At 72.8% G+C, this 22,611-nt stretch carries 15 protein-coding genes and 2 tRNA genes; 12 read left to right on the top strand and 5 right to left on the bottom strand.

Going from position 1 to position 22,611, the window contains the following annotated elements; genetic code table 11:
- Positions 1 to 53: 53 nt before the first annotated feature.
- A complete protein-coding gene (locus AC1DZC_RS17900) occupies positions 54 to 4,187 on the top strand; it encodes a hypothetical protein (protein ID WP_477044208.1) in 4,134 nt (1,377 codons plus the stop codon).
- Positions 4,188 to 4,190: 3 nt separating this feature from the next.
- Here AC1DZC_RS17900 and AC1DZC_RS17905 read toward each other — a convergent pair whose 3' ends face one another.
- The 3 genes from AC1DZC_RS17905 to AC1DZC_RS17915 are packed head-to-tail and all read right to left on the bottom strand — an operon-like array spanning position 4,191 to position 6,218.
- Complete coding sequence (locus tag AC1DZC_RS17905) at positions 4,191 to 4,607, bottom strand: nitroreductase/quinone reductase family protein (RefSeq protein WP_477044209.1); 417 nt, start codon at positions 4,605 to 4,607, stop codon at positions 4,191 to 4,193.
- A gap of 10 nt (positions 4,608 to 4,617) precedes the next feature.
- A complete protein-coding gene (locus AC1DZC_RS17910; RefSeq protein WP_477044210.1) occupies positions 4,618 to 5,694 on the bottom strand; it encodes a Gfo/Idh/MocA family protein in 1,077 nt (358 codons plus the stop codon).
- Between the two features lie 35 nt (positions 5,695 to 5,729).
- Positions 5,730 to 6,218, bottom strand: a complete 489-nt coding sequence (locus AC1DZC_RS17915) for a winged helix-turn-helix transcriptional regulator (protein ID WP_477044211.1) — start codon at positions 6,216 to 6,218, stop codon at positions 5,730 to 5,732.
- A gap of 73 nt (positions 6,219 to 6,291) precedes the next feature.
- Here AC1DZC_RS17915 and AC1DZC_RS17920 point away from each other — a divergent pair, with 73 nt between their 5' ends.
- Together AC1DZC_RS17920 and AC1DZC_RS17925 are read left to right on the top strand one after the other, a co-directional pair.
- Positions 6,292 to 6,882, top strand: coding sequence for a dihydrofolate reductase family protein (locus AC1DZC_RS17920; protein ID WP_477038920.1), 591 nt, complete (start codon positions 6,292 to 6,294; stop codon positions 6,880 to 6,882).
- A complete protein-coding gene (locus tag AC1DZC_RS17925; protein ID WP_477044212.1) occupies positions 6,882 to 7,697 on the top strand; it encodes an MBL fold metallo-hydrolase in 816 nt (271 codons plus the stop codon). The genes AC1DZC_RS17920 and AC1DZC_RS17925 overlap by 1 nt, the downstream gene beginning before the upstream one ends.
- A 21-nt stretch (positions 7,698 to 7,718) precedes the next feature.
- Here the strand turns inward: AC1DZC_RS17925 and AC1DZC_RS17930 are convergent.
- A tRNA-Gly gene (locus AC1DZC_RS17930) sits at positions 7,719 to 7,792 on the bottom strand.
- Between the two features lie 118 nt (positions 7,793 to 7,910).
- Here AC1DZC_RS17930 and AC1DZC_RS17935 point away from each other — a divergent pair.
- From AC1DZC_RS17935 to AC1DZC_RS17965, 7 genes are all read left to right on the top strand, one after another.
- Positions 7,911 to 7,987, top strand: a tRNA-Pro gene (locus AC1DZC_RS17935).
- Between the two features lie 264 nt (positions 7,988 to 8,251).
- A complete protein-coding gene (gene tig, locus AC1DZC_RS17940; RefSeq protein ID WP_477038959.1) occupies positions 8,252 to 9,664 on the top strand; it encodes a trigger factor in 1,413 nt (470 codons plus the stop codon).
- Between the two features lie 218 nt (positions 9,665 to 9,882).
- Entirely contained in the window at positions 9,883 to 10,500 is a 618-nt protein-coding gene (locus AC1DZC_RS17945; protein WP_477038922.1) for an ATP-dependent Clp protease proteolytic subunit, read from the top strand.
- 45 nt (positions 10,501 to 10,545) lie between these two features.
- Positions 10,546 to 11,247, top strand: coding sequence for an ATP-dependent Clp protease proteolytic subunit (locus AC1DZC_RS17950; RefSeq protein WP_028047103.1), 702 nt, complete (start codon positions 10,546 to 10,548; stop codon positions 11,245 to 11,247).
- A 246-nt stretch (positions 11,248 to 11,493) separates the two neighbouring features.
- On the top strand, positions 11,494 to 12,771 hold the full coding sequence (gene clpX / locus AC1DZC_RS17955) for an ATP-dependent Clp protease ATP-binding subunit ClpX (RefSeq protein ID WP_477038923.1): 1,278 nt from the start codon (positions 11,494 to 11,496) through the stop codon (positions 12,769 to 12,771).
- Positions 12,772 to 12,802: 31 nt separating this feature from the next.
- Positions 12,803 to 13,117 carry a chorismate mutase gene (locus tag AC1DZC_RS17960; RefSeq protein WP_477038924.1) on the top strand — a complete coding sequence of 105 codons (315 nt, stop codon included), beginning with the start codon at positions 12,803 to 12,805 and terminating at the stop codon, positions 13,115 to 13,117.
- A 127-nt stretch (positions 13,118 to 13,244) separates the two neighbouring features.
- Positions 13,245 to 14,441 carry a baeRF2 domain-containing protein gene (locus AC1DZC_RS17965; protein WP_477044213.1) on the top strand — a complete coding sequence of 399 codons (1,197 nt, stop codon included), beginning with the start codon at positions 13,245 to 13,247 and terminating at the stop codon, positions 14,439 to 14,441.
- Between the two features lie 120 nt (positions 14,442 to 14,561).
- Here AC1DZC_RS17965 and valS read toward each other — a convergent pair whose 3' ends face one another.
- Complete coding sequence (gene valS, locus AC1DZC_RS17970; protein ID WP_477044214.1) at positions 14,562 to 17,195, bottom strand: valine--tRNA ligase; 2,634 nt, start codon at positions 17,193 to 17,195, stop codon at positions 14,562 to 14,564.
- A 204-nt stretch (positions 17,196 to 17,399) separates the two neighbouring features.
- Between valS and AC1DZC_RS17975 the strand changes: the two genes are divergently transcribed.
- Entirely contained in the window at positions 17,400 to 21,248 is a 3,849-nt protein-coding gene (locus tag AC1DZC_RS17975; RefSeq protein WP_477044215.1) for a Pls/PosA family non-ribosomal peptide synthetase, read from the top strand.
- Positions 21,245 to 22,546, top strand: a complete 1,302-nt coding sequence (locus AC1DZC_RS17980) for a M1 family metallopeptidase (protein WP_477044216.1) — start codon at positions 21,245 to 21,247, stop codon at positions 22,544 to 22,546. The genes AC1DZC_RS17975 and AC1DZC_RS17980 overlap by 4 nt, the downstream gene beginning before the upstream one ends.
- Positions 22,547 to 22,611 lie beyond the last annotated feature (65 nt).

The raw sequence follows: 22,611 nt of genomic DNA on the forward strand, positions 1-22,611 counted from the left end.
TCCTGCTCCTTCCCGTTCCCGACCTGATTTCCGACGACGAGAGAGGTCCACCGATGCGCGTGGTCGCGGGTCACGCCGGGCGGCAGCTGCCGTTCGAGCGCGACCGTCGCCTGGTCCTGCGGCGTGTGCCCGTGGGGGCCGTCGTGACGCGCGCCGTGCTCGCGCTGACGCCCGTGAGCACGGACGCGGGCCGACGGTTCCTCGAGACGCTCAGCTTCACGGGCGGCGTGGGGGACTGGGGTGCCAACAAGGTCACGACGAACGGGGCCGTCGAGGTCGACCTGCACGCGCGCCGCAAGCTCGCGTCCCTGGCCGGGTCGGGTCTGGGGGGCGGGTCGGTGTTCGTCGACATCGGCGGCGGCTACCTGGGCGTCAACACGAGCGGCGGGCTCGGCTCCGGGCCGGCCCTGGCGTCGGCGGACTCGATGGACCTGCCCGGACTGACCGTGACGGGCCTGCGCATCCCCGTCGCGGGCTCGCCCGACGTCAGCCAGGTGCGGGTGTCGTCGCCACCGAGCAACCTCACGCTCGCCGTCGAGGGCGGCCCGGTGTTCTTCTCGCACCTCGGCGACCTGGTGGACCCGACCTCCACCGGCGACTTCTCCGACCTGCTCAACGGCCTGCTGCCCACGCTGGACGTGGAGAACGGCTGCTACGTCGTGCCGTTCCTGCTGCACTCCGACACGATCGCGCGCCTTGACCTCGCCCTCGAGCTCGACTTCACGCTCTCGGTCAGCGGGTCGCCGGAGGGCGTGCGGACGGTCTCGGCGCCGTACGCGTACGACGGCACGCCGGTCGCCGGTCAGGGGAATCTCTCGGTCAGCGTCCCGCCGGGGATGGTCGCCGTCGAGGGCGGGACCGTGGGGCGCGTGCAGGGTGCGTTCGCCGAGACGCGGGTCGTCTACGGGCCGGTCACCGGTGCGGCCGCGACCGAGCTCGTGCAGGTCACCGCCGGGCAGTCGCTCGCCCAGCCGTTCGTCCTGCCGGGCACGCAGGTGGCCACGTCCGTCGACCTCCTGCTCACCGCCGTGACCTCGGCCGTCACGCTCGCGATCGACCTCGTCGACGACCTCGACGGCAAGCCGGGCCGCGCCTCGATGCTCAGCCGGCCCGCGACGGTCAGCCTGACGCGTGACGCCGCGGGCAGCCCCACCTGGGTCAGCGTCCCGCTGCCGGCCGAGGTCGAGGTGGTCGCCGGCCAGCGCCGGTGGATGGTGCTGCAGGTCCGCGAGGGGACCGCCGCGTGGAGCGCCGGCCCGGACACCGGTGCGGGCGCCGCCCCACCGACGGCGGTCGGCGGTACCCCGCCGCCCCCACCCGTCCTCCAGCTGACGCGCGACGGCGGCCTGTCGTGGCGCGCCGTCGTCGGCGACGCGTCCGGCGCGCTGGGCGCCCACCTGCGCCTGCGGCACACGACCGAGGGGTTCCAGCTGCCGCTCGAGCTCCGCGTCGGTGCGGGTGGCACCGAGGTTGCCGTCGACCTGCAGCGGTTCGCCGCATCGGGCACCGTCGACTTCGGCCTCGGCTTCCCCGAGGTCGCCCGGGCCGTGAACACCGCGCTCGCGTCGGCCGGTGCCGGGGCCACCGCGGGCGGTGGGGAGCGCGTCGCCAACGGCGACTTCGTCGACTGGTACCGGGTCGGCACCGTGGTGCGGGACGGCCGCACGCTCCCGTTGCGCCGGCCCGACGAGTTCCTCGGCGTCGTCGCGTTCGGGCCGGACAGCGCGATCGCCCACCTGGCCACGCAGCAGCAGTCCGACGGCTCCACGGTCGCCGCGCGGTACGTGCGGTCCAACGTGTTCACGCGGATGCCCGAGGTCGACGAGGCCATCGGGGTGGGCGCCCCCGGGGCGATCGTCGTGGACGCGTCGGGCCGGACCGCCCTGGTCTCCTTGGACCAGCTCCGCGTCGTCGGGGTGGCGAGCGGCGGCCCGCGCGGCGTCCTCGTGCTCGTCGACACCGACACCGGCCGGCCGGTCGGCGCACCCGTCGCGGTGCCCGAGGGCATCGGTCGGATGGCGGCCGCCCCGGACGGTCAGGGCGTCTACCTGCTGGGTGCGACGAGCACCCAGGCGGGCATCGCGTCGGCTGTGCGGCACGTCGGCTGGTCCGACCTGCGGGCCGCCGCGGCGGGCTCGACGGTGCCCTGGTCGTCGCTTCCGAGGGCCGTCGAGACCGGCAGGCCGGTCGACCTCGCCGTCGGGCCCGACGGGMGCGTGGTCCTGCTGGTCGAGGTCGACGACGCGACCGGGGTGCCCGCGTCGAGCGTCGTCACGTACGCCGACCGCGCGGCCGTCGCGAGCGGGACGTCCGACGAGATCGCCGTGCAGCCGGGCGCCCGCGCGGTCACCGTGACGCCGGACACGCAGTCGATCCTCGTGCTCGGCCCGCAGGAGGTCCGATACCTGCGCGTGGCCGACCTGTCCACGGAGCTGGACCTGGACCTGGGCGTCGACAACGACCGCCCGACCCAGGCGTTCGCCGTCGACCCGACCGGGCAGATCGGCGTCGTGATCGCCGGTGGGTCGGCGGTCGCGTTCGACGCGTCCGACCGACGTCTCACCGGCGACCGGCCGGTCGACCTGCCGAACCTCGACAACGCCCACGTCGCGATCAACGCGGCGGGCACGCACGCCGTCGCCGTCGGTTCGGGGGCGTCGCTCGCCAACGTGCTGACGCTCGGCGACGCCGTGCCGGCCGAGTGGGAGATCACCGCCGGGTCCGTGCGACCCGCGGGACTCGCGACGACCGGCGAGGTGTTCGCGGTGCTGGGTCTGGCGTCCGTGGCGTCGAAGAGGCCCACCGAACGTGCCTCCGACCCGGCCCCGGGCGAGCCCGCACCGGCCGTCCAGGCGTCGTCGATGTCCCAGGTCGTGCCCGCCGTCGGGGGAGCGCGGTACCGGTTCTCGTTCGACGGGATCGCGTTCGTCGAGGGGGCCGTCGCGCAGGTGCGCTGGAAGGGCGACCGCTGCTCGGGCGAGCGGGTCGACCGGGTGCCCGTCACCGCGATCGACCTGGAGAAGCGCCCGTCGGTGGACGCCATCCCGCACCACGAGGCCGTCCTGGTCGCACCCGCGAACGCCACCCAGGCCGAGATCCGGTTCTTCACGCCCGAGCTCATCCTGGCCGTCGACAAGGTCAGCCTCGTCGGGTCCGCCGACGTCGTCTCCTCGACCTGGACCCCGTCGTCGCCCGCCACGACCTCCGCGCCCACGGGCTCGGGCGTGACGCTCTCCAACGGCGGCGCGGTCCCCGACACGGTCAGCCAGCACGTCGCCGCGACCCCGGGCGACGCCTACGACCTGCAGCTCTCCGCGACGGTCAGCGGCGAGCCCGGCGTGACCGTCGACCTGACGTTCACCGACGATGCGGGGGCCGTCTTGGCCCCGGTCGCCCGGGTCCCGCTCGACGCGCTCGACTTCGACCGCCGCTCGGCCGGCGGGACGGTGCCGGCCGGCGCGACGGAGGCGACCCTCGGCATCGTCCTGCCCGCCGGGTCGGCCGTCGTCCTGAGTGAGCTCACGCTCTCGATGGGCGCCCCCGCCGACGTCGGGCTCTACTTCGCGTCCCAGGCGCCCGGCGAGGTCCGCATGACCGACGTCGCGGTGACGTTCGACGCCGGCGTCTCACCACCGGTGGCGGTCCCGCCCGGCGGCCTGTGCCCGGCCACCCCGAGCGGTGACGGTCCCGAGGGCGAGTCCTGCTACTGCCAGTCCTGCGGCTCCCACACGCCGGCGACGAAGGCGGTCGCGGCGGTGTCGCCGGCCGGCCGGCCCGTCACCGTGACCCCGTGCCAGACGTGCGGCGCGGAGCGCGTCCGCGTCGGTGGCCGGGTGGCGCTGCACGCCCAGCCGGTGCGCCTGCAGCAGTTCCAGGTGCTCGACCGCGTCGCCGCCGTCCGGCCCGCCTCGCAGGTCACGGTCCTCGCGCAGCAGGCCAGCTACTCGGGTCCGGCGGTCGTCAGCCGCGTGCGCGTCGACGCCCCGATCCTGGCCATCGACGGCATCGCCGAGCACCGCGCCGCCGCGCTGGCCGCCTCGGGCATCACCGACGTGGTGACGCTCGCGAAGGCGGACCGGGCCACCGTGGCGGCCCTGCGCGGCGTGTCCGACAGGCAGGCCGCCGCGATGATCGCCGAGGCCCGCGTCCTGGTCCGCGACCAGGGCCGGCGCGTGGTGTTCGAGTAGGGGTCAGGCGTCGCGGGGTGCGAGCCGCAGCACGGGGATCGTGCGCGTCGTCTTCTGCTCGTAGGACCGGAAGCCGGCCGACCGCGCGGTGAACTGCGCCCAGCCCGCCTCGCGCTCGTCGCCGGTGAGCTGCGTCGCGCTCACCTGGAGCGTCCCGTCGTCGGGCGTCTCGATCTCGACGTCGGGGTGGGCGAGCAGGTTGTGGAACCACGCGGGGTTGTCGGGCGCTCCGCCCTTCGAGGCGGCGACGAGCCACGAGCCGTCGGCCTGGGCGATGCCGGCCACGGGGCTGATGCGTTCGGTGCCGGTCTTGGCGCCACGGTGGTGCAGCAGGACGAGTCCCTTGCCGAACCCGTTCGTCGTGACGTCGCCGCCGTTCGCACGGAACTCGTCGATGATCTGCTTGTTCCAGTCGCTCATGGGCTCAGTGTCAGGTCGGTGCCGGCTCCCTCGCGACTCGGGCCTCACCCGGATAGACGACGCCGACCTGCCGGCGGATCTCGTCGGCCGTCTCCAGGATCGTGACCGTCTCGTCGAGGGGCAGCAGCGGCGAGTCCGTGCGACCTTCCGCGACGTAGGTCGCGAGCGCCGCGGCCTGGAACGCGAGGCCGCCGTACCCGTGGACGCGGTTGGCGTCCCAGGTCCCGGACCGCTCGCCGACGGTGAGCGTGACGCCGGCCGGGACGTAGCACCGGTCGTCCACCTCCAGCCGGCCCAGCGACCCGTACACCTGCGCCGTGTGCCCGGAGGCGGTGAGGATCGACGTGAACAGCTGCGCCTGCGCGGTGCCGTAGCCGATCTGGGCGCTGACCTGCGCGTCCACCCCGGTCGTCGTGAGGGAGCCCGCGGCCTGGACGCTGGTCGGCCGCACCGGCAGTCCGGCCGCGCGCGCGACCGACGACGCGAACGACAGCGGGTAGATGCCGAGGTCGAGCAGAGCGCCGCCGGCAAGGGCCGGGTCGAGCAGCCGGTGCGTCGGGTCCTGCTCCGCGCGCACGCCGTAGTCCGCGGTGATCCGGTGCACGTCCCCGAGGAGCCCGTCCTCGAGCACCCGGCGCACGACGTCCGTGTGCGGGAGGTAGCGCGTCCACATGGCCTCCATGAGCAGGACGCCCGCCTCGCCGGCGGCCGCGACGAGCTCGCGCGCCTCGTCGGCGTTGCGCGTGAAGGCCTTCTCGACGAGCACGTGCTTGCCGGCCCGCAGCGCGAGCAGCGCGTGCTCGCGGTGGTGGCTGTGCGGGCTGGCGACGTAGACGGCGTCGACCTCGGGGTCGTCGACGAGAGCCTTGTAGGACGTGTGCACCCGGTCCACCCGGTGCTCGGCCGCGAACGTCGCGGCCCGTTCCGGCGAGCGTGACCCGACCGCGACGAGCCTCTGGCGGGTGTGCTCGCGCAGGGCGGTCGCCCACTGCTGCGCGATGTGGCCAGGGGCGAGGATTCCCCAGCGCAGCGGGGGAGCGTCCGCGGGGTCGCCGGTGCGCGGCTCGGGGAGGGTCAGGTCCGACATGCGCACAGCCTGTCATCGCGCGCGGGGCTCTCCGGTCAGTCGGCGTGGTCGTGGTCGGCGGCCGCGGACTCGAGCCGTTCGAGCGGGCCCGGGCCGTCGTGCGGCTCCGGCGGTGCATCGAGGTGGCGCACCCGGAGCTCGTCCATGAGCGCGGCGACGAACGCCGGGCCCTCGTCGTGCAGGAGCTGCTGCCTGCTCTGCAGCGCGGCGCTCCCCGGTCGCCACTCGAGGCCCCAGTTGCCCAGGGCGTCCAGGATCGGGAGGGTCTGGATGCCGGCCTCGGTGAGGCTGTACCGGGCGCGCGCCCCGCGGGCGGCCGTGCCACGGGTCAGGATCCCCGCCTCGACGAGCCGCACGAGGCGGTCGGCGAGGATGTTCGACGCGATGCCCTCGGCCGAACCGGTGAGCAGCGCGCGGAAGTGGCGGCGGTCGCGGAAGATGACGTCGCGCAGGATGAGCAACGACCAGCGATCTCCGAGCACGTCGACGGCGGCGCCGATCGGACCGCCAGACCCTGGATCCACGACCCCTCCTTGACACGTCTTTCGGCCTCACTATAGTGGTTGCAGATCGCAATCACTATGCGAGGAGGAGACGATGGGCCGTTTCGTGTACGCCATGAACGTGTCCCTCGACCTGCGGATCGAGCAGGTCCCTGGCGACGACGGCGCGGGCGAGTGGCTGCGCATCGACGAGGAGCTGCACCGCGAGCTGAACGCCTTCGCACGCGCGGCGTCGATGATCGTCCACGGCCGGGTCTTCTACGAGACGATGGAGCAGACGTGGCCGGGGGCGCGCGACGACGACTCGTTGCCTGAGGTGCTGCGCGAGTACGGCGAGATCTGGACCACCACGCCCAAGGTGCTCGTCTCCCGCACCCGGCACAGCGCCGATCACGACACCCGGATCATCGGGGGCGACGACGCCATCGAGCAGCTCGCGGTGCTGCGCGCCGAGACCGACGGCATGATCGGCGTCGGTGGGGCGTCGCTGGCCACCCAGCTGCTCCGCGCCGGCCTGCTGGACGAGCTGCTGCTCACCACCCATCCCGCGATCCTCGGCTTCGGTCGGCCGCTCTTCGACGACTACGACCGGCCCGTCGAGCTCGACCTGCTCGAGCACCGCTCGTTCGACTCCGGCGTGACGCTGCGCCACTACGCCATCCGCGACGAGAGCGAGGTCGGCTGATGCTGCGACAGGTCGCCGAGGGTGTGCTCACCCACGAGAGCACGTTCCTGCAGAGCAACGCCGTCGTGGTGCACGGGGCGGCGGGCGTCCTGCTGGTCGACCCGGGAGTGCTCGCCGACGAGCTCGCCGGCATCGCCGGGGACCTGGGACGGCCCGTCGCGGCGGGGTTCTCGACGCACCCGCACTGGGACCACCTCCTGTGGCACGCCGGGTTCGGCGACGTGCCCCGCTACGGCACGGCCACCTGCGCGGCCGCCATCGCGGCGCGYCTCGCCGACCCGGACTGGAGGGCCTTCGTCGCCAGGATGCTCCCGGCGGACATCGCGGACCAGGTGCCGGTCGACGACGTCTTCGGCCGCATCGACGGCCTGCCCGCCGGGGCGACGAGGATCCCGTGGGACGGCCCGGCGGTCCGGGTCATCGAGCATCGCGCGCACGCCCCCGGGCACGCGGCCCTGCTGATCGAGGAACGTGGCGTGCTCGTCGCCGGCGACATGCTCTCCGACGTGCTGATCCCCCTGCTCAACGCGTTCGCCGAGGACCCGGTCGGGGACTACCTCGCCGCCCTGCAGCTGCTCGAGGACGCATCGGACGGCGTCGAGGTCGTCGTGCCCGGCCACGGGTCCGTGGCTGGAGCCGCCGAGCTCCGCACACGGATCGACCAGGACCGGGCCTACCTGCACGCCCTGCGCGACGGGCGCACTCCCGACGACCCACGGATCGGTCCGCGGGCCAGGGCAGGCTACGAGTTCGTGACCGGTCTGCACGAAGGCCAGCTCGAGCGGTTCACCCAGAACCGCGACGAGGCGAGCTGAGAGCTCGCCGGACGGACGGACTGGAGCGGACGACGGGAATCGAACCCGCGTAGCCAGTTTGGAAGACTGGGGCTCTACCATTGAGCTACGTCCGCACAGGTCCGACCGTCACCCAGAGCTCTGAGTGATCAGTCCGGACCGCGGCACCCAGGGTACCGGGTGCGCGAGGGCGCAACGTGCACCCAGCCGGCCTCCGGGCCCGGTCGGGTGTGCCGGGATGTGGCGCAGGTTGGTAGCGCGTCCGCTTTGGGAGCGGAAGGTCGTGGGTTCGAATCCCGCCATCCCGACCAGGGTTCTGTCGAGGCGCCGCGGCTCGGTGGGACGGCGGCCGAGCGCCGACGGCCCGCGGTCCTCGCGGTCCTCGTCGGCCGTCGAGTGGTCGGGGGCTCGCTTTGGGCCACCCGGCGCGGTGACGTAAGATCGAGGGTCGCCAGCGCGCGCCCGACGGGTCTGCGCGCGGCAGTCGTGAGCATGAGCACGCAGAATCCGCTCAGAGATCCACGGAGAACGCCGGAGTCACCGGCGCCGGACCCGATCAGTTGGAGACCATCGAAGTGAAGAGCGCCGTCGAGACCCTGGACCCGACAAAGGTCAAGCTGACCGTCGAGGTGACGTACGACGAGCTCAAGCCGAGCATCGCGCACGCCTACGAGCACATCGCGCAGGACGTCACCGTTCCCGGCTTCCGCAAGGGCAAGGTCCCGCCGCGCATCATCGACCAGCGCGTCGGCCGTCCCGCCGTCCTCGAGCACGCGATCAACGAGGGTCTGTCCGGCTTCTACGCCGAGGCCGTCCGCGAGAACAAGCTGCGCCCGCTCGGCCAGCCCGAGGTCGAGGTCACCCAGATCCCCGGCACGCCGTCCGGCGAGGAGGGCGAGCTGCACTTCACCGCCGAGGTCGAGGTCCGCCCCGAGATCACCGTCCCCGCCTTCGACGGCATCGCGATCACGGTCGACGACGTCGAGGTCTCCGACGAGGACATCACCGGCCGCCTGGACGCCCTGCGCGAGCGCTTCGGCACGCTGGTCGGCATCGACCGCCCGGCCGCCGAGAAGGACTTCGTCGTCCTGGACCTCGTCGCCAAGATCGGTGACGAGGAGGTCGACCAGGTCAGCGGCGTCAGCTACGAGATCGGCTCGGGCAACATGCTCGAGGGTCTCGACGAGGCGCTGACCGGCCTGTCCGCCGGCGAGACCACGACGTTCGAGACGGCCCTCGCGGGCGGCGACCACGAGGGCGAGACCGCCCTGGTGACCGTCACGGCGACCACCGTCAAGGAGCGCCAGCTTCCCGAGGCCGACGACGACTTCGCCCAGCTCGCGAGCGAGTTCGACACGCTCGACGAGCTGACGGCGGACCTGCGCGAGCAGGCGTCGAAGACCAAGATCTCCAACCAGGCGGTCCAGGCCCGCGACCTGCTGCTCGAGCAGCTCCTCGCCGGCACCGAGATCCCGATCCCGCAGGGCGTCGTCGAGGCCGAGGTGCACCGTCACCTCGAGGGTGAGGGTCGTCTCGAGGACGACGAGCACCGCGCCGAGGTCGGCGAGCAGGCGACCACCGCGCTGCGCAACCAGATCCTCCTGGACACGCTCGCCGAGGAGCTCGAGATCAAGGTCAGCCAGCCCGAGCTGCTGGACTACCTGGTCAGCGCGTCGCGCCAGTACGGCATGGACCCGAACACGTTCATCCAGACCATCGACCAGCAGGGCCAGATCGGCATGATGGTCGCCGAGGTCGCGCGCTCGAAGGCCCTCGCGGTCGCCCTGCGTCGCGTCGCGGTCACCGACGCGGCCGGCAACGCGGTCGACCTGAGCGACTTCATCGGCACGGACGCGGACGACGCCGCCGAGGAGCTGGCCCAGCAGGCCGCCGTCCTCGCGGACGTCGAGTCGGAGGCCGGCGACGAGCAGCCGAGCACCGACGCGGCCAGCGACATCTCGTCGTTCACCGAGGACGCCAAGGCCTGACGCCTCCCGAAGGCCCCGCACCGGCTCGATCGGTGCGGGGCCTTCGTGCATCCCACCCGTACCGGGCGTGCGGCTCTGCCGTCAGCGAAAACGCTCGCGGCGGGGACATGGAGGGGTGTTCCTGCGCGTTAGGGTCACTGCATCGCACAGGTGGGACGGGTCGATCCCGGGTCCTCTGGCGAGCAGGACAGATGTCACCGTCAGACGAGGGAGCCTTCGTGAACGAGCACGTGCCGACGCTGGCCAGGGCCGAGTCCCCGGCATTCGGCCTCAATGACTCCATCTACAACCGACTCCTGCGCGAGCGCATCATCTGGCTGGGCTCGGAGGTGCGCGACGACAACGCGAACGCCATCTGCGCCCAGATGCTGCTGCTGGCGGCCGAGGACCCCGACAAGGACATCTGGCTGTACATCAACTCGCCGGGTGGCTCGATCACCGCGGGCATGGCGATCTACGACACCATGCAGTTCATCCAGCCGGACGTCGCCACGATCGCGATGGGCATGGCCGCCTCGATGGGGCAGTTCCTGCTCTCGTCGGGCGCGCAGGGCAAGCGCTACGCGACGCCCCACGCCCGCGTGATGATGCACCAGCCGTCGGGCGGCATCGGCGGCACCGCCACCGACGTCCGCATCAACGCGCAGCTGATCCTGCACATGAAGACGGTGCTCGCCGAGCTGACCGCCGCGCAGACCGGCAAGAGCGTCGACCAGATCAACAGCGACGCCGACCGCGACCGCTGGTTCACGGCCCCCGAGGCCCTCGAGTACGGCTTCATCGACCACGTGGTCGAGCGGGCGGACTCGGTCGCCGGTGGCGGCGGGACCAACTGAGCCGGTCCTCCAGACCGCTGCCATCACCATCTTGAGGAGAATCTCGTGAGCATGGAGTCCCAGTTCATGGCCCGCGCGGGGATGCTGGCCGGCCCTGGTGGGCTGGCCCCCTCGTCGCCCGCGGCCCGGTACGTGCTGCCGCAGTTCGAGGAGCGCACCGCCTACGGCTTCAAGCGTCAGGACCCGTACACCAAGCTGTTCGAGGACCGCATCATCTTCCTCGGCGTGCAGGTGGACGACGCGTCTGCTGACGACGTCATGGCCCAGCTCCTGGTGCTCGAGAGCACCGACCCGGACCGCGACATCATCCTGTACATCAACTCGCCCGGCGGCTCGTTCACCGCGCTGACGGCGATCTACGACACGATGCAGTACATCAAGCCGCACATCCAGACGGTCTGCCTCGGGCAGGCCGCCTCGGCCGCGGCCGTGCTGCTCGCCGCCGGGTCGCCGGGCAAGCGCCTGGCCCTGCCCAACGCCCGCGTGCTGATCCACCAGCCCGCGATGGAGGGTGGCGGCTACGCGCAGGCCTCGGACATCGAGATCCACGCGAACGAGCTCATCCGCATGCGCGAGTGGCTCGAGCTCACGATCGCGCACCACACGGGCCGCGACATCGAGCTGGTCCGCAAGGACATCGAGCGCGACAAGATCCTGACGGCGCAGCAGGCGCAGGAGTACGGGATCGTCGACCAGGTGCTCGAGAGCCGAAAAGGTGTCATCGCGACGACTGTTCAGCCGAAGTAGTTAGTAGGACGACTGCGTCCACGGACCGGGCCGGCACGTTGCGGCCCGGTCCGTGGACCATCCGGGGAGTTTTCGCATCCCGGCGCACCGCGCCCCGTGTGTTCGGCTGACATCCCGGCCGGTGTGGTGTGCAATGGGGGAGGACGCGCACCCTCCGGGGTCGCGCTGCACCGACTTGCTGCACCGACCAGCTGTGCACGGACGCATCGCCCGCCGGGCGGAGGCGACACGAGGAAGGGGATCGACGTGGCTCGTATCGGGGACGGAGCCGATCTCCTCAAGTGTTCCTTCTGCGGCAAGTCGCAGAAGCAGGTCAAGAAGCTGATCGCGGGCCCCGGCGTCTACATCTGCGACGAGTGCATCGAGCTCTGCAACGAGATCATCGAGGAAGAGCTGGCGGAGGCCACCGAGGTCGGGCTGGTCGAGCTGCCCAAGCCCAAGGAGATCTTCGACTTCCTCGAGCAGTACATCATCGGCCAGGAGTCGGCCAAGCGAGCGCTGTCGGTGGCCGTGTACAACCACTACAAGCGCGTCCAGGCGGGCGAGGCCGGTCGGTCCACCGACGACCAGATCGAGATCGCGAAGTCGAACATCCTGCTCGTGGGCCCCACCGGCACCGGCAAGACGTACCTCGCGCAGACCCTGGCCCGCATGCTCAACGTCCCGTTCGCCATCGCGGACGCCACGGCCCTGACCGAGGCCGGCTACGTGGGCGAGGACGTCGAGAACATCCTGCTCAAGCTCATCCAGGCCGCTGACTACGACGTCAAGAAGGCCGAGTCGGGCATCATCTACATCGACGAGATCGACAAGATCGCGCGCAAGAGCGAGAACCCGTCGATCACGCGCGACGTCTCCGGCGAGGGCGTCCAGCAGGCGCTGCTGAAGATCATCGAGGGCACCACGGCCTCGGTCCCTCCGCAGGGCGGCCGCAAGCACCCGCACCAGGAGTTCATCCAGATCGACACCACGAACGTGCTGTTCATCGTGGCGGGCGCGTTCTCGGGTCTCGACGACATCATCGCCGCCCGCGCCCGCAAGCGGGTCGTGGGCTTCGGCGCCCCGCTCCTGGAGTCCGTCGACGAGGGTGACCTGTTCTCGGAGGTCCGACCGGAGGACCTGCAGAAGTACGGCCTGATCCCCGAGTTCATCGGCCGGCTGCCCGTGGTCGCCGCGGTCGCGCGGCTGGACCAGGACGCGCTCGTCCGCATCCTCACGGAGCCCAAGAACGCGCTGGTCAAGCAGTACCAGCGCATGTTCCAGATCGACGGCGTCGACCTCGAGTTCGACGACGAGGCCGTGGCCGCGATCGCCGACCAGGCGCTCTTGCGCGGCACGGGTGCCCGTGGTCTGCGGGCGATCATGGAAGAGGTCCTCCAGCAGGTCATGTTCGAGGTCCCCAGCCGCGACGACGTCGCCCGCGTGGAGATCACGCGCGCGGTCGTCCTGGAGAACGTGAACCCGACCCTGATCCCGCGCGAGACCCCCCGCGAGAAGCGGCCGCCCCGCGAGAAGAGCGCCTGACCTTCGTCGTCGGGGACCTAGGATCGCGTTCGTGAGCGACCTCCCCACCCCGATCCCGCCGGACCTGGTCCGGCTGCGCGGCAGCATCGACAACATCGACGCCGCGCTGATCTACCTGCTCGCCGAGCGGTTCAAGGCGACGCAGCAGGTCGGCGTGCTCAAGGCCACGCAGGGGATGCCGCCGTCGGACCCGGGTCGCGAGGAGCAGCAGGTCGCGCGCCTGCGCCAGCTCGCGCACGAGGCCGACCTCGACCCGGTCTTCGCCGAGAAGTTCCTCGCCTTCATCGTCGAGGAGGTCATCCGGCACCACGAGGAGATCGCGCAGGACCACGCGACGCGCAGCTGAGACGGATTCGCTGCCCGGGGTAGCGGACGGACCACAGGTGGCGGAAGGTAGACAGGGTCAGCTCCGGCGGACCGTACGGGGGGGACCCGCGACCGCTGGGGAGCCGTCGATCCCGGAGGATCTGCCCATGGACCTGCACTGGCTCAAGCCCCTGCTCGGACGTCCGTCGCCGTTCACGACCGTCTACCTGGACGTGACCCGCGCCGACGCTGCCGGGGAGGCGGAGGCAGCCGACCGCTGGAAGGCCGTCCGACGCCAGCTGGAGCGCGACGGAGCGCCCGCCCGCGTGCTGGACGAGATCGGGGACCTGGTCGCCACGCCGACCGGTGTCCGCGGCCCGCACGGCCGCGTGATCGTCTCGGACGCCGACTCGGTCGTCGTCGACCGGGTGCTCGCCGAGCCGCCCGCACAGGCGCACGCCGTGTACGGGCCCGTGCCCGCGCTGCTCCCCGCGATCCGCGCGGCCGACCAGACCGTCAGCTACCTGCTCGTCGAGGTGGACCGCAACGGTGCGGACCTCACCTGGGCCACGGGCGGCAGCGTGCGGACCCTCGGGGGGCCGGAGGTCGAGACCGTCGAGGGTGGGCACGACGACGTGCACAAGACCCGTGAGGGCGGGCTCGACCGGCGCAGCCAGACGCGGGCCGAGGACTCGTGGCAGCGCAACGCCGAGGCGGTCGCGGCCGTGCTCGACAAGCGCGTGTCCGAGCGGAACCCGGACGTGGTCGTGCTCACGGGCGACGGGCGCGCCGTGGGACTGGTCCGCGAGGCGGTCGCGCAGCACGTCACCGAGGTGCTCGTCGACGTGCTCGGCGGTGCGCGGGGCGACGGGGTCAACCAGGACGTGTTCGACGGACGGGTCGCCGAGGTGCTCAGCGGGTTCCGCGGCCGTCGTCGCGACGCCGTGCTGGACCGGTTCCGGCAGGCGCAGGGTCGCGGCGAGGGTGCCGTGACCGCCCTGGACGACGTGATCGAGGTGCTGCGGCGCGGGCAGGTGTCCGAGCTCGTGCTGCACGTCGACGCGCTCTCGCAGGGCCTCTCCGAGCGGGAGCTGTGGGTCGGTGACGAGCCGTTGCAGCTCGCGTCGTCGGCGGACGACCTCGCGGCGATCGGGGTGAGCGACGGCGCGCGCCGGCTCCCGGCGGACGTCGCCCTGGTGCGGGCGGCGATCGGTCAGGATGCCGGCCTCACGTTCGCGGAGAACGGCTCGGTGGACCTCGTGGACGGCATCGGCGCCGTCCTGCGCTGGTCCGACGGTTCCACGCCGAGCGAGGCGGTCCCCACCCAGTCGGCCGACCAGGCCCGCCTCCGCACGGTCGTCTAGCCCGCAACGTCCGAGCAGATGTGGGCCAGAACCCACGTCTGCTCGGACGTCAGACGCGAGAGACAGCAACGTCCGAGCAGATGGGCGCTATAGGCCACATCTGCTCGGACGTCGTGGGTGCTACGGGGCGGGAGCCGGGGTCGGGGGGACGAGCTCGGCGTTGCTCGCGACGACCGTCTCGGCGTCGCCGTCGACGAGGTCGAGGGTGCCCGTGACGCGGCCGGCCGAGCGGACGTCGTCGAGAGCGACCTCGACGCCGGCGCGCAGGCCGGCGGGCACCGAGAGCGTCACGGCGGCGATCTCGGTGCGCATCGACACCTTGGCCTCCGACTTCACCTTGCGCAGGGCGGCCAGGGCGGAGCCGGCGGCGGCCACGACGCCCGCGTCGGCGGATCCGGCGGCCGAGCGCAGGGGAGCGGCGTCCGGCCACGCGGCGCGGTGCACCGACCCCTCGCGCCACCACGACCAGACCTCCTCGGTCGCGAACGGCAGCACCGGCGCGAACAGGCGGAGCATCACGTCGAGCGCGATGGCCAGCGCGGTCCGGGCCGACTGTGCGGCCTCACCGTCGGAGTAGGCGCGGTCCTTGACCAGCTCGAGGTAGTCGTCGCAGAACGTCCAGAAGAACGTCTCCGAGAGCTCCAGGGCCCGCGTGTGGTCGTAGGCGACCAGGGCGGCGGTGGCCTTCTCGACGACGTCCGCGAGCCCGGCGAGCATCGCGCGGTCGATCTCTGCGGTCACCAGCGCGGGGTCGAGCGACAGCGGCTCGTCGGCGCCCCCGAAGGAGAGCGCGAACTTCGAGGCGTTGAGGATCTTGATCGCCAGGCGCCGGCCGATCTTCATCTGCCCGACCTCGAACGCGGCGTCGGTACCCAGGCGCGCGGACGCGGCCCAGTACCGGACGGCGTCGGACCCGTGCTCCTCGAGCAGCCCGAACGGGGTCACCACGTTCCCGACGGACTTGGACATCTTCTTGCGGTCGGGGTCCAGGATCCAGCCGCTGATGGCGGCCGACGACCACGGCAGCGAGCCGTGCTCGAGGTGGCTGCGCACGACCGTCGAGAACAGCCAGGTGCGGATGATGTCCTGGCCCTGGGGGCGAAGGTCCATGGGGAAGACGCGCGCGAACAGGTCGGGGTCGGTGCGCCAGCCGCCGACGATCTGGGGTGTCAGGGAGCTGGTCGCCCAGGTGTCCATGATGTCGGGGTCGCCGACGAAGCCGCCGGGCACGCCGCGCTGCTCGGCCGTGTGGCCGGTCGGGACGTCGGAGGACGGGTCGACCGGGAGCTGGTCCTCGGTCGGCACCAGCGGCGTCTCGTAGACGGGCTCGCCGTCGGCGTCGAGCGCGTACCAGACCGGGAACGGCACGCCGAAGAACCGCTGCCGCGACACGAGCCAGTCGCCGTTCAGGCCGCCGACCCAGTTCTCGTAGCGGACGCGCATGAAGTCCGGGTTGAACCCGAGCTCGGCGCCGCGGGTCAGCAGCGCCTCGCGCAGAGCCTCGTCGCGACCGCCGTTGCGGATGTACCACTGGCGGCTGGTGACGATCTCGAGGGGCTTGTCGCCCTTCTCGTAGAAGTTTGCCTTGCGCTGCGTGGGCACGGGCTCGCCGTCGAGGTCGCCCGCGGTGCGCAGCCCTGCGACGACGGCCTCGCGTGCGGAGAACGTCGTCTTGCCGGCGAGCTCCTCGTAGGTGGCGCGGCCCTCCGGCGAGGTGATCCACTCGGGCGTCTCGCGCAGGATGCGGCCGTCGCGGCCCATGATCGAGCGCGTGGGCAGCTGCAGCTCGCGCCACCACTGCACGTCGGTCAGGTCACCGAAGGTGCAGCACATCGCGATGCCCGCGCCCTTGTCCGGCTCCGCGCCGGGGTGCGCGAGCACGGGCAGCTCGACGCCGAACAGCGGGGAGCGCACGGTCGTCCCGAAGAGGTGCTGGTAGCGCTCGTCGTCGGGGTGCGCGATCAGGGCGACGCACGCGGGCAGGAGCTCCGGACGCGTCGTCTCGATGAAAACAGGCGACGTCTGCGCTGCTCCCACTGGATGGAACGCGACGCGGTGGAACGCCCCCGGGTAGTCGCGGGCCTCGAGCTCGGCCTGCGCGACCGCGGTCTGGAACGTGACGTCCCAGAGGCCGGGCGCCTCGGCCTGGTAGGCCTCGTCGCGGGCGAGGTTGCGCAGGAACGCCTGCTGCGCGACGGCCCGCGACTCCGCGGACACCGTCTGGTAGGTCATGCCCCAGTCGACCGAGAGGCCGAGCCGGCGCCACACGGCCTCGAACTGGCGCTCGTCGACGACCGTCAGGCGCTCGCAGAGCTCGACGAAGTTGCGACGGCTCACCGGCACCTGCTGGGCGCCCTTGGGGACGTCGCCGTCGAACGGCGGCTCGAACGAGGCCTCGTACTGCAGGGACGGGTCGCAGCGCACGCCGTAGTAGTTCTGCACGCGACGCTCGGTGGGCAGGCCGTTGTCGTCCCAGCCCATCGGGTAGAACACCTCGCGGCCGCGCATGCGCTGGAAGCGCGCGACGACATCCGTGTGCGTGTAGGAGAACACGTGCCCGACGTGCAGGGAGCCCGAGACGGTCGGCGGCGGGGTGTCGATCGAGTACACCTGCTCGCGCGTCGCCGTGCGGTCGAACGCGTACAGACCCTGCTCGGTCCACGCTGCGTCCCAGCGGACCTCTACCCCGTCGAGGGAGACCTTGTCCGGGACGTGTCGCGGGGCCGTGATGCGCAGGGGGGAGTCGGAGCTCATGGGGCCATATCTTCCCAGATCGGCGGACAGCCCGGGTCCGCGTCCCGTGCCCTCCCGGGATCGACGCCGGTGAACGGTGCGTGACCAGTCGATGAACGACGCAGCCGACGTGACCGACGGATGGCAGGATCGCCGTTCGCCGGGTCATGGGGGCCATGATCGGGGGAACATGCACGCGCGAAGAGACGAACACGGGGTGTGGCGATGACGACCGAGGGATTCCTCCGGTCAGGTCTCGCCCCGGAGCCTCGGACGCTCATCGACGTCCTGCGCGCAACGGTCGACGCCCACGCGGACAGCCCGGCGCTCGACGACGGCAGCGTGAGCCTGACGTACCGGGAGCTGTTCGACGCCGTCCGGGGCGCCGCCGCCGGTCTGGCCGCGGTGGGCATCGGTCCGGGTGACCGCGTCGGCGTGCGGATCCCGTCGGGCACCGCCGAGCTCTACACGGCGATCCTCGGCGTCATGGCCGCGGGTGCCGCATACGTGCCGGTCGACGTCGACGACCCCGACGAGCGGGCCGCGACGGTGTTCCGCGAGGCCGGCGTCGCGCGGGTGCTCACCGAGGGCGACCTGGCGATCCTGACGCGCACGCGGGCGACGCCCACCGAGCCGAGCGTCACGGACGACGCCTGGATCATCTTCACGTCGGGCTCGACCGGCGCGCCCAAGGGCGTCGCGGTCACGCACCGCTCGGCTGCGGCGTTCGTCGACGCCGAGGCGCGCATGTTCCTGCAGGACGAACCGCTGGGCCCCGGCGACCGCGTGCTGGCCGGCCTGTCCGTCGCGTTCGACGCCAGCTGCGAGGAGATGTGGCTGGCCTGGGGGCACGGCGCCTGCCTCGTCCCGGCGCCGCGTGCCCTGGTCCGCACCGGCATGGACCTCGGCCCGTGGCTGGTCGCGCAGCGGATCACGGTCATCTCCACGGTCCCGACGCTGGCCGGCCTGTGGCGCTCCGAGGAGCTCGCCGGTGTCCGGCTGCTCATCTTCGGCGGCGAGGCGTGCCCGCCCGAGCTCGCGGCCCGGCTCGTCGGCGACGGGCGCGAGGTCTGGAACACCTACGGCCCGACCGAGGCGACCGTCGTCGCGTGCGGCGCGCTGCTCACCGGCGAGGGGCCGGTCCGCATCGGGCACGCGCTGGACGGGTGGGACCTCGCGGTCGTCGGACCCGACGGCGTGCACGTCGCCGAGGGGGAGGTCGGCGAGCTGATCATCGGCGGCGTCGGCCTGGCGCGGTACCTGGACGCGGCCAAGGATGCCGAGAAGTACGCGGGCGTCGAGACGCTCGGCTGGGAGCGCGCGTACCGCAGCGGCGACCTGGTCCGGTACGAGGCCGAGGGACTGCTGTTCCAGGGACGGGCCGACGACCAGGTCAAGGTCGGGGGCCGACGGATCGAGTTGGGCGAGGTCGACTCGGCGCTGCTGGCGCTGCCGGGTGTGGCGAGCGCCGCGGCCGCGGTCCGGCGCACACCGGCCGGGACCGCGGTCCTCGTCGGCTACCTCGTGCCGGAGCCGGGCGCCGACATCGACCTCGCGGCGTCCCGGGAGGCGCTGCGCGGTGTCCTGCCGGCCGCCCTGGTGCCGCTGCTCGCGCCCGTCGAGCAGATCCCCACGCGGGGATCGGGCAAGGTCGACCGCGACGCGCTGCCCTGGCCGCTCGCACGTCCCGACGACGACGCCCCGCCCGCGGCGGGCCTGTCCGACACCGCCCGGTGGGTCGCGCAGCGCTGGACGGCGGCCCTCGGGGTGGCGGTGGCCGGACCCAAGGACGACTTCTTCGACGCGGGCGGCGGCAGCCTCGTCGCCGCGCAGCTGGTCTCGGCGCTGCGCGAGCGGTTCCCGACGGTCACGGTGGCGGACGTCTACGAGAACCCGCGGATCGGCGACCTCGCCCGAACCCTCGACGAGTTCGAGCCCGTGACCGTCTCGGACCAGCGCGTGGTGCGGCCGACCCCGCTGCGGACCCAGGTGATCCAGACGATGCTCGCGGTGCCGTTGTCACTGCTCGTGGGCCTGCGCTGGCTCACCTGGCTGCTCGCCGCGGACGCGGTCCTGCGCACCGCGACGAACGCGACGTGGGTGCCCGTGGTCGCCGGTGTGTGGTGGTGGGTCGCGCTCGGCTGGCTGGTGCTCATCAGCCCGCTCGGCCGCATGGGGACCACGGTGATCGTCGCGCGCGGCCTGCTGCGTGACCTCAAGCCCGGCTGGTACGCCCGCGGCGGCTCCGTGCACCTGCGGATCTGGTTCGCCGAGTCCTGGGCGGCCGCGGCGGGCTCGGAGAACCTCTCGTGCTCGCCGTGGACCGCCGCGTACGCCCGCGCGCTCGGCGCGACCGTGGGCAAGGACGTCGACCTGCACACGCCACCGCCGGTCACCGGGATGCTCCGGCTGGGCAACGGCTGCTCGGTCGAGCCCGAGGTCGACCTGCGCGGCCACTGGCTCGACGGCGACATCCTCAAGGTCGGCCGTATCCGGATCGACAAGCGCGCCACGGTCGGCACGCGTTCCACGCTCGGCCCGGGGACGCGCATCGGCCAGGGCGCGGAGATCGCTCCCGGCTCTGCCGTCCTGAAGTCCGTTCCCCCGGGCGAGCTCTGGACGGGTTCGCCCGCGGTGTTCGACGGTCCCGCGCCGGGGCAGTGGCCCGCCGAGCGCGCCCCGCGCGGACGCCGCTGGGTGGCCGTCTACGGCCTCACCGCGGCGCTGCTCGCCGCGCTGCCGGTGGTCGCCGCGCTGTGCGGCCTGCTCGTCGTCGGCTTCTCCGTGCGCGACAGCGCCGGCTGGTGGGACGCGGCCGGGGACGCGCTGAAGGCCGTGCCGCTCGGCGCCCTGACGATGGTCCTCGTGCTCCTGCTGGTCACGCTGGTCTCCGTGCGGCTGCTCGGCGTCGGGCTGCGCGAGGGGTACCACGCGGTCCGCAGCCGGCACGGCTGGCAGGTCTGGGCTACGCAGCGGCTGATGGACGACGCACGGACCACGCTCTTCCCGCTCTACTCGAGCACGGCGACGCCGCTGTGGCTGAGGGCGCTCGGCGCGGACATCGGTCGCGACGTCGAGGCGTCGACCGCCCTGATGATCCCGTCGCTGACGAGCGTCGGCGACGGGGCGTTCCTGGCCGACGACACCCTGATCGGCTCCTACGAGCTGGGCCGCGGCTGGCTGCGGGTCGAGCGGAGCAAGGTGGGCAAGCGCGCGTTCCTGGGCAACTCGGGGATGATCGCGCCCGGCCGCGCGGTGCCCAAGCGCGGGCTCGTCGCGGTCCTGTCGGCCACGCCCGAGGGAGCGCGCGCCGGGACGTCGTGGATCGGGTCGCCGCCGACGAAGCTGCGGCGGGTCGCCGGGGAGGGCGACGACTCGCGGACGTTCGAGCCGCCGACCCGCCTGCGGGTGGCGCGCGCGGTCGTCGAGCTCTGCCGGATCGTGCCGGTGATCTGCACGTTCGGCCTCGGCGTGCTCGTGCTCCTGGTCCTGCAGGCCGCGCTCGACCAGTGGGGGCTCGCGGCCGCGGCGGCCGTCTCCTGGCTGGTCGTGCTGGGGGCGGCGGCGCTGGCGTGCGCGCTCGCGACGGCCGCGAAGTGGGCCCTCGTCGGCAGGCTGAAGCCGGGCGACCACCCGCTGTGGAGCTCCTTCATCTGGCGCAACGAGCTCGCGGACACCTTCCTCGAGTCGGTCGCCGTGCCGTGGCTCGGTCCGGCCACGATCGGGTCGCCCGCGCTCACGGTCTGGATGCGCACGCTCGGCGCCCGGATCGGTCGCGGGGTCTGGTGCGAGACGTACTGGCTGCCCGAGGCGGACCTCGTGCGGCTCGGCGACGCGTCCACGGTGAATCGCGGCTGCGTGCTGCAGACGCATCTGTTCCATGATCGGGTGATGAGCATGGACACCGTGGTGCTGGGACAGGGAGCGAGCCTCGGCCCGCACGGCGTGGTGCTGCCGGCGGCGTCGCTCGACGACGGCGCGAGCGTGGGGCCGGCATCGCTGGTCCTGCGTGGCGACTCGATCCCCGCCGGCTCGCGCTGGACCGGCAACCCCGTCGCCCCGGTGCCGGCGTGACAGCTCCCCTCGACCTCGCGGCGCCCGACCCGTACCTGCCGGGGCACGTCGACGGTGACCTGGACGTCGACCTGTACGAGCTGGAGCTCGACTACCGGGTCACGACGAACCGCCTCGAGGGTCGCGCGCGGGTCTACGCCCGCGCCGCGCGGCCCACCAGGAGCGTCTCGCTGGCCCTGCGCGGGCTGCGCGTGAGCCATGTCCTCGTCGACGGCTCGCGGCCCGAGCGCTGGACGCAGCACGACCACCGGATCGTCGTGAAGCTCAAGCACGAGGTCGCCGCCGGCGCCGCGCTGGTGCTCGACGTGAAGTACGCCGGCCAGCCCCGGCCGTTGCGCGGCCCGTGGGGCGACGTCGGCTGGGAGGAGCTGTCCGACGGCGTGATCGTCGCGGGCCAGCCGAACGGCGCGCCCAGCTGGTTCCCCTGCCACGACAGTCCCGCCGACAAGGCCGCGTACCGGTTCACCGTCAGCTGCGAGGCGGGCTACGAGGTCGTCGCGAACGGGCGCCTCGTCTCGCGCACGGCACGCGCCGGACGCGTGGTGTGGGTCTACGAGCAGCTGGACCCGATGGCGCCGTACCTGGCCACGCTCCAGGTGGGCCGGTACCTGCGCATCCGGACCGGTCCGCGCGAGGAGGCGTTGGTCCCGCCGCGGCTGCGCGTGCAGACGGTGAACGACCTCGGTCGCCAGACCCAGATGGTCGAGCTGTTCGAGCGCCTCTTCGGGCCCTACCCGTTCGCGGCGTACACGGTCGTGGTCACCGACGACGACCTGGAGATCCCGCTCGAGGCGCAGGGCCTGTCCGTCTTCGGCGCCAACCACATGGACGGCGACCGCGGCTCGGAGCGGCTGGTCGCCCACGAGCTCGCGCACCAGTGGTTCGGCAACAGCCTGACCGTGGGCCTGTGGCGCGACATCTGGCTGCACGAGGGGTTCGCCTGCTACGCCGAGTGGCTCTGGTCGGAGGGGTCGGGCGGGCGCTCCGCGGAGTACCACGCACGTGCGACGCACCTGCGCCTGGCCGGCCTGCCGCAGGACCTCGTCATCGGCGACCCGGGCCCGGACGCGATGTTCGACGACCGCCTGTACAAGCGCGGGGCGCTGACCCTGCACGCCCTGCGTCTGCGCCTGGGCGACGCGGTGTTCTTCGACCTCCTGCGCACGTGGACCGCCCGCTACCGGCACGGCACGGTCAGCACGGAGGAGTTCCTCGTCTGCGCGGAGGAGGTCGGCGGCAAGCCCCTCGCCTCCCTGATGCACGCGTGGCTGTACAGCGCGGCGCTGCCTTCCCTCTAGCCCTGCGGCATCATCGACGCGGTCCCGTGGTTAGGGTGATTCGGGGGCGACGTCCTCGGGTTCCG

This window comes from Cellulomonas sp. P2_B4 (assembly GCF_056404795.1).